The organism is Streptomyces sp. 7R007 (assembly GCF_054850255.1).
Window position 1 is genome coordinate 1 of record NZ_JBTWMV010000092.1, and the last position, 15,005, is coordinate 15,005.

Here is a 15,005-nt window from a genome sequence, read left to right on the forward strand (position 1 = left end):
GGCGCGGGAGTGGCCGGAGGTGGATCGTCCCCGGCGGGCGGGGGTGTCGTCGTTCGGTATCTCCGGCACCAACGCCCACCTCATCCTCGAACAGGCACCGGAGCAGCGTGGAGTGGAGCTGTCGGCCGGACTGTGGCCGCTGTCGGCGAAGTCGCCGGAGGCGCTGCGCGCGCAGGCCCGCACGCTCGCCGAGCACGTGACGGCCCACCCCGAGCTGACGCCGGCGGCGGTCGGGGCGTCGCTCATCAGGAGCCGGTCGGCGTTCGCGTACCGGGCCGCGCTGGTCGGCGACGACCGCGACCGGCTGCTCGGCGGTCTGACGGCACTGGCGGACGGCGTACCCGACCCGGACGTGCTGACCGGCACCGCGGCCGACCGCACCACTCCGGTGCTGGTGTTTCCCGGTCAGGGCTCGCAGTGGGCCGGCATGGGCGCCGAACTGCTGCGTACCTCAACGCCGTTCGCCGCCCGTATCACCGAGTGCGAGCACGCCCTCGCCCCGCACGTGGACTGGTCGCTGACCGAGGTGCTGCGCGGGGACGGAACAGAGTACGCGCGCGTCGATGTCGTCCAACCCGCGCTGTGGGCGGTGATGGTCGCGCTGGCCGCCGTATGGGCCGAGCACGGCGTCACTCCCGCCGCCGTCATCGGGCACTCCCAGGGCGAGATCGCCGCCGCCTGCGTCGCCGGCGCCCTCTCGCTGGAGGACGCCGCCAAGATCGTCGCCGTCCGCAGCAAGGCCCTGCGCCGCCTGTCCGGTCACGGCGCCATGGCGTCGCTGCTGGCGTCCGAGGCGCAGGCGCTCCAACTCGTCGGAGAGGGCGCCGGCATGGCGGTCGCCGCCGTCAACAGCCCGGCTGCGACAGTGATTTCCGGACCGCCCGACCAGGTGGCCGCCGTCGTGGCCGCCGCCCGGGACCAGGGAGTCCGGGCCCGGATCATCGACGTCGACTACGCCTCCCACGGCCCCCAGGTCGACGAGGTCACCGCGGAACTCACCGCGGCGCTGGCGGACATCGCCCCCAAGCCCGCCGACGTCCCCTTCTACTCCACCGTGACCGGCCGACGCACCGACACCACCGCTCTCGACGCCGGTTACTGGGTGACGAACCTGCGCCGGCCCGTGCGTTTCGCCGCCGCCGTCGCCGCCCTGATCGCCGACCGGCACCGGGTGTTCATCGAGGCCAGCCCCACCCCCGTGCTGCTCGCCGCGGTCGAGGAGTGCGCCGAAGAGGCCGGCGTTCCGGCCGCCGCCCTGCCCACCCTCCGCCGCGACCAGGGCGGACCCGAGCAGCTGACCAGGGCTCTGGCGCGGGCGTTCACCGTCGGAGTCGAGGTCGACTGGAGCAGCCGTAGCCCGGCCGGACCGCCCCCGGAGGTCGCCGACCTGCCCACCTACACCTTCCAGCGCCGGCGCTACTGGCTGACCGGCCGCTCCGGGACCGCCGACCCGGCCGACCTCGGCCTGGGCCCGACCGGGCATCCGGTACTCGGGGCCAGCGTCGAGCCGGCCGACGGCGAGGGCGTCCTGCTCACCGGCCGGGTGACACCGCACCGGCCGTCGTGGCTCGCCGATCACCTGGTCGCCCAGACACTGCTGGTCCCCGGGGCGGCGCAGCTCGAATGGGTCCTGCGGGCCGCCGACGAGACCGGCTGCGGCGCCGTCGAGGAACTGGTGGTGCACACGCCGCTGGTGGTGCCCGAGCCGGGCGGCGCGAGAATCCAGGTCGTCGTGGGCGCGGCCGGGGACGACGGGCGGCGCCCGGTCCACGTGTACGCCCACACCGGAGGCGAGTGGTCCCGGCACGCCACCGGAGTGCTCGGCGGCGGCGAACCCGCCGGTCCCGACCGGCCGTCGTCGGACACCTGGCCGCCCGCCGGCGCCGAGCCGGTCGACCTGACCGGGTTCTACGAGCGGACGGCGGCCGCCGGCTACGGCTACGGGCCCGCCTTCCAGGGCCTGCGCAGGGTGTGGCGCCGGGGCGCGGACGTCTTCGCCGAGGCCGAACTGCCCGACGGCGCCGGCGACCACGACCGCTACGGCGTGCACCCGGCGCTGCTCGACGCCGCGCTCCACCCGCTGCTGGTCGGCCGGTTCGCCGACGCGGCGGTCTGGCTCCCGTTCACCTGGAACGACGTGGCGCTGCGGGCCTCGGGCGCCACCTCGGTCCGCGTCCGTCTCTCGCCGCGCGGCCCCGAACCCGACCAGCCCGTACGGCTCACCCTCACCGACCCGGCGGGCGGGCCGGTGCTCGACGCGGAGGTCACCCTGCGCCGGGCGGACGAGAAGGCGCTGCGGTCCGCCGCCGAGCAGACGCGAGCGGGCCGCTCCGACGGCACGAACGGCGGTGTGGTCCGGCGCCGGACCGCCGCTTCGGCCGGCCGGGAAGAGCGGCACGAGGACTGGGCCGGCAAGCTCGCGGGCGTGACCGCCGGGGAACGCCAGCGCCTCGTCCTGGACCTGGTGCGCGGCCACTCCGCCGCCGTGCTCGGCCACTCCGGCCCCGCCGGCGTGCCGCCCGACGCCACCTACACCGACCTGGGCCTCGGCTCCGTCATGGCCGTAGACCTGCGCGACCGGCTCGCCTCGGCCACCGGACTGACACTCCCCGTCGCCCTGATCTTCGGGCACCCCACCCCGCGGGGCGTGGCCGGCGAACTGCTCAGGCGGCTCGGCGCCGACGACACGGCCCCCTCGGGAAACCGGCGCTCGGCCGCCGACCGCGCGCTGCCCGACGAGGCGGAGAAGACGGAGGAGACCGAGGTGGTGGACCGGCTGCGGTCCGCGTCCGCCGAGCAGGTCCTGGACTTCATCGACAACGAACTCGGAGCCATCTGAAGGTGACCCACCATGGCGGATGAGGACACACTCGTCGACTACCTCAAGCGGGTCGCGGCCGACCTCCACCAGACCAGGCAGCGCCTGCGCCGGATGGAGGAGCGCGCCGCCGAGCCGATCGCCGTCGTGGGCATGGCCTGCCGCCTCCCCGGCGGAACCGACTCTCCCGAGGCGCTGTGGCGGCTGCTGGCCGACGGCGCCGAGGCACTCTCCCCGTTCCCGGCCGACCGCGGCTGGAACCTGGACGAGCTCTTCCACGCCGACCCCGACCACCACGGCACCAGCTACCAGCGGCGCGGCGGCTTCCTCCGCGACGCCGACCGCTTCGACGCCGCGTTCTTCGGGATCAGCCCGCGTGAGGCGCTGGCCATGGACCCGCAGCAACGCGTGATGCTGGAGACGTCCTGGGAACTCCTGGAGCGGGCCGGGATCGACCCGCACTCCCTGCGCGGCACCCGCACCGGCGTGTACGCGGGCATGTCGGGCGAGGACTACCTGTCCGGTCTGCCGGGGGTGCCCGAGGGCTTCGAGGGCCACGCCACGACGGGCCGCAGCACCAGCGTCATCTCCGGCCGCGTGGCCTACACGTTCGGGTTCGAGGGCCCGGCGGTGACCGTCGACACCGCCTGCTCGGCCTCCCTGGTCGCCATCCACCTCGCCTGCCAGGCGCTCCGCCAGGACGACTGCACGCTGGCGCTCGCGGGCGGCGTACTGGTGATGTCCACCCCCGCCCTGTTCACCGAGTTCTCCCGGCAGCGCGGCCTGGCGCCCGACGGCCGGTGCAAGCCGTTCGCCGCGGCCGCCGACGGCACGGTGTTCGCCGAGGGCGCCGGTCTGCTGCTGCTCGAACGGCTGTCACAGGCGCGTCGCAACGGCCGCCGGGTGCTCGCGGTGATCCGCGGTTCCGCGGTCAACCAGGACGGCGCGAGCAACGGGCTGACCGCCCCGAACGACCTCGCCCAGGAAGAGGTCATCCGCCGCGCGCTGGCCAACGCGGGGCTGACGGCGGCCGACGTGGACGTCGTGGAGGCGCACGGCACCGGCACCCGCCTCGGCGACCCGATCGAGGTCCAGGCGCTGCTCGCCACCTACGGACGCGACCGGCCGCCGGACCGCCCGCTGTGGCTGCGGTCGGTCAAGGCCAACATCGGACACACCGTCGCGGCGGCGGGCGCGGCCGGCGTGATCGGCACGGTGCTGGCGATGCGGGCGCACCTGCTGCCCGCCGCCGTCAACGTCGACGAGCCGACCCCGTACGTCGACTGGGACTCGGGGGCGGTACGGCTGCTCACCGAGGCCACGCCCTGGCCACGCGGCGACCGCCCGCGCCGGGCCGCGGTCTCCTCGTTCGCCATCTCCGGGACGAACGCGCACCTCGTCGTCGAGGAGGCCCCGGACGAGCCCGCACCCGCACGCCCCGCCGCCGAGCCGCCGGTCGTGCCCTGGGTACTGTCGGCCCGCAGCACAGCGGCACTGCGCGCACAGGCACGGCGGCTGACGGAATACCTGGCGGCCGGCCCGGACGCGACGGACACCGAGGTGGGCTGGTCGCTGGCGACCGGTCGTGCGGCCTTCGAACACCGCGCCGTCATCCTCGCCGACCACCGGGCGTCCGCGCCGGCGGCGCTCGCGGCGGGCGAGGCGCATCCCGCGGTCGTGTCGGGCCGTGTCGTGGGGGCGGAACCGGTGCTGGTGTTCCCCGGCCAGGGGTCGCAGTGGGCCGGCATGGGCCGGGAACTGCTCCGGACCTCACCGGTCTTCGCCGCCCGGATCGCCGCGTGCGAGACGGCCCTGGCCCCGCACGTCGACTGGTCGCTGACCGAGGTGCTGCGCACCGGCGCGGCGGACTTCGACCGCGTCGACGTGCTGCAGTCGGCGCTGTGGGCGGTCATGGTCGCGCTGGCCGCCGTATGGGAGCACCACGGCGTCAAGCCCGCCGCGGTGATCGGGCACAGCCAGGGCGAGATCGCCGCCGCCTGCGTCGCCGGGGCCCTGTCGCTCGCCGACGCCGCGACGATCCTCACCGCCCGCGGCCGGGCCCTGCGCAAGCTGTCGGGAACCGGCGCCATGGCCTCCGTCGGCGCGTCCGCCGACGACACCGCGGCCCTGCTGCCGGAGACCGGCGACGTGACGATCGCCGCGGTCAACGGACCCCGCTCCACCGTCGTCTCCGGCCCGCCCGGCGCGGTGGCCGGCGTCATCGCGGCGGCGGAGCGGCGCGGAGTGCGGGCGCGGCTGATCGACGTGGACTACGCCTCGCACGGCCCGCAGGTCGACCTGATCGCCGACGGCCTGGCCGAGGCGCTGGCGGACGTCACGCCCACGAGCTGCGAGGTGGCGTTCTACTCGACCCTCGAAGGCGCCCGGATCGACCCCCGCGCACTCGACGCCGCCTACTGGATCGCCAACCTGCGCCGGCCGGTGCGGTTCGCCGGCACCGTCAGGGCGCTGCTGGACGACGGCTACCGGCTGTTCGTCGAGGCCAGCCCGCACCCGGTGCTGACCGTGGGCCTGGCGGAGACGTTCGAGGCGGCCGAGGTCACCGCCGCCGCCGTGCCCACGCTGCGCCGCGGCGAGGGAGACCTCACCCGGCTCGCCCTCTCCCTCGGCGAGGCGTACACCGCCGGAGCCGCCGTGGACTGGGCCGCCTGGTTCCCCCGCGATCCGGCCCCCCGGCTCGTCGACCTGCCGACGTACCCCTTCCAGCGCACGCGGTACTGGCTGGCGGACCGGGCCGGCGGGCGGACCGCCACCCGTGCGGCCGGGGCGCTGCCGCCGGGGTCGGTGGCCCTGGCCGACGGCGGGCGGATGCTGACCGCCGGCGTGTCCGCCGCCCGCGACGGCTGGGCGGCCCAGCACCTGGTCGCGGGCGACCGGATCCTGCCGGGCGCGGCGGAGGCGGAGTGGCTGCTGCGGGCGGCCGGCGACGCCGGCTGCGCGAGGATCGAGGAACTGACGCTGCTCCATCCGGTGTTCCTGCCCGCGTCCGGCGCCCTCGACGTCCAGGTGCTGGTCGACCCGCCCGGCCCCGACGGCCGCCGGGAGGCGCGGGCCTACTCCACCTCCGGCACCGCCGAGTGGACGCAGCACGCCACGGCGGTCCTCGCGCCCGGACCGCCCGACCACGCGGGCGAGCCGGGACCCTGGCCGCCGGCCGGCGCCGAGCCGCTGCCCGTCGAGGACCTCTACCGCCGAGCGGAGGCGGCGGGCTACGCCTACGGCCCGGCCTTCCGCGGCCTGCGGGCGATCTGGCGGCGGGGCCGCGACCTGCTGGCCGAGGCGACCCTGCCGGAGGCGGCGGGGGACACCGGCGGCTTCGCCATCCACCCCGCCCTGCTCGACGCCGCGCTCCAGCCGGTCCTGCTGACGGGACCGCTCGACGACGGACGCCTGTGGCTGCCGTTCGCCTGGTCCGGCGTCTCCCTGCACACGACCGGCGCCACCGCCGTACGCGTCCGCGTCTCACCGCGCGGCGAGCGCCCCCAGGACGGCGTACGCGTCGTCGTCACCGACCCGGCGGGAGCTCCCGTGCTGACCGCCGAGTCGATCACGCTGCGGCCGGTGAGCATCGACAGGCTGCGGCGCGTGCCCGACGGGCTGTTCACGGTCGAGTGGACGCCGCGGACGGCACCCGCCGACCCGGCCGGCGAGATCGACTGGCAGGACGTCGAGACGCTGGACGCCGACGCACCGGCGCCGCCCGTCGCCGTGGCGCACCTCGCGACCGGCGACGGACCGGCCGCCGTGGAACGCGCGCTCGGCCTGCTCCAGGACTGGCTCGCCGAACCCCGCCGGCGGGACAGCCGGCTGGTGCTGGTGACCCGGGGCGCCGTCGCCGCGGACGACCCCGACCCGGCCGGCGCCGCGGTGTGGGGGCTGACCCGCAGCGCCCAGTCGGAGCAACCGGGCCGGTTCGTCCTGGCCGACATCGAGCACGACGACGACCTCGCCCCGGCCCTCCGGCACGCCCTCGCCGCCGAGGAGCCACAGGTCGCGGTGCGCGACGGCCGGGTCCTGGTACCCCGCATGGCTCCGGTACGCGAGCCGGCCGAGCTGACCGGGCCGCCCGGTGAGCGGGCGTGGCGGCTGGCCGCCGGTGCGGACGCCACGCTCGACGACGTGACCGCGGTGGCCTGCCCCGAGGTGCTGGAGCCGCTGGGCCCCGGCCAGGTCCGCATCGCCGTGCACGCCGCCGGCCTGAACTTCCGCGACGTCCTGATCGGGCTCGGCATGTACCCCGACACCGGAGCCCAGCCCGGGAGCGAGGGCGCGGGCGTCGTCCTCGGCGTCGGACCCGGCGTGGCCGGACCGGCGCCCGGCGAGCGGGTGATGGGGCTGTTCGACGGAGCCCTCGGACCGATCGCGGTGGCCGACGCCCGTACCGTCGTACCGGTACCGGACGGGTGGGACCTGCGGCGGGCGGCTGCGACCCCGGTCGCCTTCCTCACCGCCTGGTACGCCCTCGTCGACCTCGCTCGACTGCGCGCCGGAGAACGGGTCCTGGTGCACGCGGCCACCGGCGGCGTCGGCATGGCGGCGGTGCAGATCGCCCGGCACCTCGGCGCGGAGGTGTACGCGACCGCGAGCACCGGCAAGCACCCCGTGCTCGCCGGGATGGGGATCGACGCGGAGCACCGGGCGTCGTCACGCGACGCGGGCTTCGCCGAGACGTTCGGCGCGGCCACCGGCGGCCGAGGCGTCGACGTGGTGCTCAACAGCCTGGCCGGCGACCTCACCGACGCCTCCCTGCGCCTGCTCGCGCCCGGCGGGCGGTTCATCGACATGGGCAAGACCGACGTACGCGACCCGGCGGCCTGCCCCGGCGCCTCCTACGTGGCCTTCGACCTGCTCGCCCACGCCGGTGCGGAGCGCGTCGGCGCGATGCTCGCCACGCTCACCGCGCTGTTCGCCGACGGGACGCTGAAGCCGCTTCCGGTGCGGGCCTGGCCGCTGGGCCGGGCGCGGGAGGCGCTGCGGTTCATGAGCCAGGCCCGCCACACGGGCAAGCTGGTGCTGGACGTGCCCGCCGCCCTGGATCCGGACGGCACCGTGCTCATCACCGGCGGCACCGGCACCATCGGATCGGCGGTGGCCGAACACCTCGCCCGGACCCGGCAGGCCAGGCGCCTGCTCCTGGTCAGCCGGCGCGGCCCGGACGCCCCCGGGGCGACGGAACTGCGCGGCCGGCTGGCGGAACTGGGCGCCGACGCGCGCATCGTCGCGGCCGACCTCACCGACCCCGACGCCGTACGCCGACTCGTCGCCGCCGACCCGGACCACCCGCTGACCGGCGTCGTGCACGCCGCCGGGACCCTCGACGACGCGATGGTCCGCTCGCTGACACCCGGTCACCTCGCACGCGTGTGGGCCGCCAAGGCGGCAGCGGCCCACCACCTGCACGAGGCGACGGCCCCGCTGCGGCTGGGCATGTTCGTCGTCTTCTCCTCCTTCGCCGCCACCCTGGGCACCCCCGCGCAGGCCAACTACGCCGCGGCCAACGCCTACCTGGACGCGCTCGCCGCCCACCGGCGGGCCCGCGGGCAGCCGGGACTGTCGATCGCCTGGGGCCTGTGGGCCGAGATCAGCGGGCTGACCGGGAAGCTGACCGAGGCCGACCTGGCCCGGTTCGCACGGCTGGGCATCACACCCCTGCCGACCGACGAGGCCCTCGCCCTTTTCGACGCCGCACGCCGCGACGGCCGCCCCGCACTCGTCGCCCTCGGCTTCGACGCCAGCGCCCTGACCGGTCGCCCGCCCGGCGAACTGCCCGCCCCCCTGCGCGACTTCGCCGCCGCACCCGGCACACCCGGACGCCGCGCCGAAGCACCGGGAGAACGTCAGCAGGACTGGACGACGCGGCTGCGCAGCATGGCCCCGCCCGAGCGGAGGAAAACGCTGCTCACCCTCGTCCGCGGCAACGCGGCGACGGTACTCGGCCACACCGGCACCGGCGCGGTCCCCGCGGACGCCTCGTTCAAGTCCCTCGGGTTCGACTCTCTCACCGCCGTCGAACTGCGCAACCGGCTCGCCGCCGCGACCGGACTGCGCCTGCACACCGGGCTCGTCTTCGACTATCCGGAGGTTGCCGTGCTCGCCGACCACCTGCTGGAGCGACTCGCCCCGGACACGGCGACCGGGCCGGCCGGGCCAACCGGAGACCCCGGCGGGCCGTCCGACGACCTCGCGCGCCTGGAGGACGCCCTGACCGCGGCCCACGAGCGCGACGCCGACGCCGTCACCGCACGGCTGGAGGCGCTGCTCGCCCGGTGGAAGGCCGCACACCACGCCGGCGACGACGCGGCCGACCGGCTGCGCGAAGCCGACGCCGGCCAGCTCCTCGACTTCATCGACAACGAACTGGGTCTGTGATCTCACGATGGTCAGCCAGCAGAAGCTCGTCGACTACCTGCGCCGCGTCACCACCGACCTGCACGATGCGCGGCGGCGACTGCACGAAGCGGAACAGCGGGACGCCGAACCGATCGCCGTGATCTCCATGGCCTGCCGGTTCCCCGGCGGGGTGCGGTCGCCGGAGGACCTGTGGGACCTGGTCGGCTCCGGCGGCGACGTCATCGGAGCGTTCCCCGCCGACCGCGGCTGGGACACCGACCGGCTGTTCCACCCCGACCCCGGTCACCCCGGCACCAGCGTCGCCCGGGAGGGCGGCTTCCTCGACGACGCCGCCCTCTTCGACCCCGAGTTCTTCGGCATGAGCCCGCGCGAGGCGCTCACCCTCGACCCCCAGCAGCGCCAACTCCTCGAAGTGTCCTGGGAGGTGCTGGAGCGCGCGGGCATCGTCCCGGCCACGCTCAAGGGCAGCCGGACGGGGGTCTACGTCGGAACGGCCCTGCCCGGCTTCGGCACCCCGCACATCGACCGCACCGCCGAGGGCCACCTGATCACCGGCAACGCGCCGAGCGTGCTGTCGGGCCGCGTGGCGTACACGCTCGGCCTGGAGGGCCCGGCACTGACCATCGACACGGCCTGCTCCTCGTCGCTGGTGGCGGTGCACCTCGCCTGCAACGCGCTGCGGCGCGACGAGTGCGGCATGGCGCTCGCGGGCGGCGTCACGGTCATGACCCTCCCCGCCGTGTTCACCGAGTTCTCGCGGCAGCGCGGGCTGGCGCCGGACGGCCGGTGCAAGGCGTTCGCGGCCGCCGCGGACGGCACCGGCTTCTCCGAGGGGGTCGGACTCGTCCTGCTGGAACGCCTGTCGCAGGCGCGGCGGGCCGGTCACCAGGTGCTCGCCGTGATCCGCGGCTCGGCGGTCAACTCCGACGGCGCGAGCAACGGCCTGACCGCGCCGAACGGCCCGTCCCAGCAGCGGGTGATCCAGCAGGCCCTCGCCTCCGCACGGCTGACCGCCGCCGACGTGGACGCCGTGGAGGCGCACGGAACCGGCACGCGGCTGGGCGACCCGATCGAGGCGCGGGCCCTGTTGGCCGCCTACGGACGGGACCGCGCGGACGACCGGCCGCTGTGGCTGGGCGCGGTCAAGTCCAACCTCGGGCACACGCAGGGCGCGGCGGGCATCGCCGGCCTGCTCAAGATGGTCATGGCGCTCGGCAACGAGCGGCTCCCCGCCACGCTCCACATCGACCGGCCCACACCCGACGTCGACTGGGACGGCGGCCCGCTCCGGCTCCTCACCGAACCCGTCCCCTGGCCACGCCGCGCCCACCCGCGCCGGGCGGCGGTGTCGTCGTTCGGCATATCGGGCACCAACGCCCACCTGATCATCGAGGAAGCCCCGACGACGCCTGCCCACCCATCGCCCACGACCCCCACGCCACCGACGACTACTCAGGCACCGGCGATCACAAGTCCCGGGGCACCAGCCTCGGATTCGACGTCGGCGGTCCCTGGTCCCGGGTCATCGGCGTTGGATTCGGCGTCGGAGGTCGCGGGTTCTGGGGCATCGGCGTTGGATTCGGCGTCGGCGGTCGTGGATTCTGGGGCCCCGGCCTCGGCCCCGGCCTCGGATCCGGTGCCGGCGATCGCGGATCCCGAGTCACCGGCTCCGGAGCCTGCGGCCACGGCCCCGGACCCGGCACCGTCGGCCACGACCACGGCCCCGGACCCGGCACCGTCGGCCACGGCCCCCGTATCCTCGGTGTCGGCCACGGCCCCCGTATCCCCGGTGTCGGCCGCGTCCCCGGCGCCGGCGCCCCTACCCGCCACGGATTCCGCATCCTCCACCCCGCCCCCCACCCTGGTGGTGGCCTGGCCCCTCTCCGGACGTTCTCCCCAGGCGTTGACGGCGCAGGCGGAGGGGCTCGTCGGGTATCTGGCGGTGCGGCCGGAGGCGGATGCCGGCGCCGTGGGCTGGTCGCTGTCCCGGACCCGCACGCCGTTCGAGCACCGGGCGGTGCTGATCGGCGGCAGCCGCGACGAGCTGTGCGCCGCACTGGCGGCCCTGGCGGACGGACGCCGGCACCCCGGCCTGACCCGCTCCGCCCGCGCCGTGCGCGACGGCGACACCGCGGTCCTCTTCACCGGGCAGGGCAGCCAGCGCCCCGGCATGGGCCGCGAGCTCTGGCGTGAACACCCGGCGTTCGCCGACGCGTTCGACGCCGTCTGCGCACACCTCGACCCGCTGCTCGGCCGCTCCGTCCGCGACCTGGTGTGGGCGCCCGGCGACGGCGAGCTGGACCGGACCGGCTTCGCCCAGCCCGCGTTGTTCGCGCTGGAGGTGGCGCTGTTCCGGCTCGCGGAGGCGACCGGTGTCACCCCCGGATACCTCAGCGGACACTCGGTCGGGGAACTCGCGGCGGCACACGTGGCGGGCGTGCTGTCGCTGGCGGACGCCTGCACGCTGGTCGCCGCGCGCGGCCGCCTCATGCAGGCGCTGCCCGCCGGCGGCGCGATGGCGGCCGTACAGGCGCCCGAGTCGGAGGTGCTGCCGCTGCTGGCCGGACGGGAGAACCGTCTCTCCCTGGCCGCCGTCAACGGCCCGACGGCCGTCGTCATATCGGGCGCGGAAGACGACGTGGAGGAGATCGCGGCCCGACTGCGCGGCAGGGGACGCAGGACGAAACGACTGCGCGTCAGCCACGCCTTCCACTCCCCGCTCCTGGACCCCATGCTCGACGAGTTCCGCGAGGTCGCGCGCGGCCTCTCCTACGCACCGCCGCGCATCCCGGTGGTCTCCAACCTCACCGGCGAACTCGCCGGGTACGAGCAGCTCGGCGACCCCGAGTACTGGGTACGGCACGTCCGGCAGCCCGTCAGGTTCGGCGACGGCGTGCGCACCCTGCGCGCCGAGGGCGTGACCCGCTACCTCGAACTGGGACCGGCGCCCGTCCTCACCGCCATGGCCCGGGAGTGCCTCTCGGCCGGCGAACCCGCCCCGGACGGCGAAACGTTCGCCGTGGCCCTGCGCGAGGGCCACCCGGAGACCCGCACCTTCCTCACCGCACTGGCCGGTCTGCACGTCGACGGTGCCACGGCCGACTTCGCCGCACTGCTGCCTCCCGGCACCCGCGCGGTGGCGCTGCCCACCTACCCGTTCCAGCGGCAGCGTTTCTGGCGGCCCGTCCCGGACGCCGCCGTCACGAGCGCCGCCGGCGTCCGCGCGGCCGACCACCCCCTGCTGGCCACCACGGTCGAGTCGGCCACCGGAGAACTCCTGCTCACCGGCCGCCTCTCGCTGCGCGCCCACGCCTGGCTGGCCGATCACGACATCGCCGGCGCCGTGCCGCTGCCCGCGACCGCCTTCCTCGAACTGGCCCTCGCCGCCGCGTCCAGGGCCGGCTGCGACCGGATCGAGGACCTCGCCCTGCACACCCCGCTCCTCCTGCCCGCCGACAGCGGCGCCGACGTACAGGTCTCGGTCGGCGTCGCCGACGAGGACGGCAGGCGCGCGCTCACGATCCACGCGCGTCTCGCCGACGAGGACGCGTGGGTCCGGCACGCCACCGGCACGCTCGCCTCCGCATCGACGCCCGAACCGCCGGAACTGCCCGAACCGACCGGCATCAGCGCGCCGTGGCCGCCGACCGGCGCCGTCGAGATCGACGTCCCAGGGCTCTACGCCCGCCTGGCCGAGCAGGGCTACCACTACGGCCCCGCCTTCCGCGGCGTCCACTCCGCCTGGCGGCACGGCGACGAACTGCTCGCCGACATCCGGCCCACCACCCCGCAGTACGGCGACACCCGCGCCTACGTCGCCCACCCGGCCCTGCTCGACGCCGCACTCCACACGATCGACGAGTCCTACCCACGGGACGCCCCTGCGGTACGCCTGCCGTTCTCGTTCGGTGACGTGCGCGTGCACGCCACCGGCCCCTCCCGGCTGCGCGTCCGGATCACACCGGCCGGCCCCGACGAGTTCACGCTGCGGATGACCGACCCCGGCGGCGCACCCGTCCTCACCGTCGACCGCCTGCGCATGCGGACCATGCCGGCCGGCCAGTGGACCGACCGCCGACGCCCCGCGCACCCCACGGCCGACGACACCCTGTACCGCCTGACCTGGCGGCCGGTGGGGGCGTCCGCAACCGCGTCCCCGCCCGTGAGCTGCGCCGTCATCGGCCGGCACGACCTCGGCCTCGCCGACGCGGCGACGCACCCCGACCTCGCCGCGCTGCGGGCGGCGGTGACGGCCGGGCAGCCCGCTCCGAGCCTGGTCGTGGTCGACTGTACCGCCGGACCGGACGACGGCGACGTACCCGCGCGAGCCCGCGCCGCCACCGGCCACGTGCTCGCCGTACTGCAGGAATGGCTGACGGACGAACGGCTCGCGGCCGGCCGCCTGGTGATCGCCACCAGGGGAGCGGCAGCCGAGCCGCCCAGCCCGGTGACCGCCCCAGTCTGGGGCCTCGTCCGCGCCGCACAGGCCGAACACCCCGGCCGCGTCACCCTGCTCGACCTGGACGAGGAGACCGCGCCCGGCGCCCTGCGGGCCGCCCTCGCCTCGCAAGAGCCGCAGGCCGCGGTGAGGGCCGACACCGTCCTCGTACCGCGCCTGGCCAAGGCGCGTGCCGACCACGCCCCCGAGCCGCCCGCGTTCGACCCCGACGGCACCGTCCTCATCACCGGCGGCACCGGAGCACTCGGCCGCGCCGTCGCCCGTCACCTCGTGACCGAGCACGGCCTACGACACCTGCTGCTCGCCGCCCGCCGCCCCGATCCGGCCGCCATCGAGCGGGAGTTCGCCGGCCTGGACGCGGACATCCGCGTCGCCGCCTGCGACGTCACCGACGAAGCGGCCCTGTCCGCCCTGCTCGACTCGATCCCCGCGCGGCACCCGCTGACCGCCGTCATCCACGCCGCCGGAATCGTCGACGACGGCGTCGTCACCGCCCTGACCCCGTCACGCCTGGACGCCGTCTTCGCCCCCAAGGCCGACGGAGCCTGGCAGCTGCACCGCCTGACCCGACGACACGACCTCGCCGCGTTCGTGCTGTTCTCCTCGGCGGCCGGCGTCGTCGGCAGCGCCGGCCAGGGCAACTACGCCGCCGCGAACACGTTCCTCGACGCCCTGGCCGCGCACCGACGGGCCGAGGGCCTCGCGGGAACCTCGCTCGCCTGGGGCCGCTGGGCGGCCGACGGCGGCATGGCGGACGACCTGGCCGTCACCGACGCGGCCCGCATCACCCGCTCGGGGATCGCGCCCCTGTCCCTGGAACAGGGGCTCGCGCTGCTCGACGCGGCACTCGGCACGCGCGAGCCGGCCCTGATGCCGGCCAGGCTCGACCACGCCGTACTGCGCGCCCAGTCCGCCGCCGGATCACTGTCGCCGGTCCTGCGCGACCTGGTCGGCACACCGACGCCGGCCCCGGCACGGCCCGCGTCCGCGTCGTGGGCCGAACGTCTCGCGGCACTGCCGGAGCCGGAACGGGACACGGCCCTCAACGGCGTCGTACGGGACCAGATCGCGGCGGTCCTGGCCCACCCGAACCCCGAGACGATCGACCCGACCCGCGCCTTCCAGGACCTCGGCTTCGACTCCCTGACCGCGCTGGAGTTCCGCAACGGGCTCACCACGGCGACGGGCATCTCCCTGCCCAGCACCGCGATCTTCGACCACCCCACCCCCGAGGCGCTGGCCCGCTACCTGCACACCCGCCTGCCCGGCCGGACGACCGACCCCTCCACTCCCACGCCCACGCCCATCCGCGCGCCCCATGACGAGCCGGTGGCGATCGTGGGGATGGCGTGCCGT

General features: G+C 76.0%; 3 protein-coding genes. All 3 read left to right on the forward strand.

Annotation, left to right across the window (positions count from 1 at the left end; genetic code table 11):
• Positions 1–2,839: acyltransferase domain-containing protein (locus tag ACYF6T_RS43085; RefSeq protein ID WP_461703441.1), on the forward strand; the 2,839-nt coding region annotated here is incomplete at its 5' end.
• Between the two features lie 12 nt (positions 2,840–2,851).
• Positions 2,852–9,208, forward strand: coding sequence for an SDR family NAD(P)-dependent oxidoreductase (locus ACYF6T_RS43090; RefSeq protein WP_461703442.1), 6,357 nt, complete (start codon positions 2,852–2,854; stop codon positions 9,206–9,208).
• 7 nt (positions 9,209–9,215) lie between these two features.
• Positions 9,216–15,005, forward strand: a 5,790-nt coding sequence (locus ACYF6T_RS43095; RefSeq protein WP_461703443.1) for a type I polyketide synthase, incomplete at its 3' end; no start/stop codon positions are given.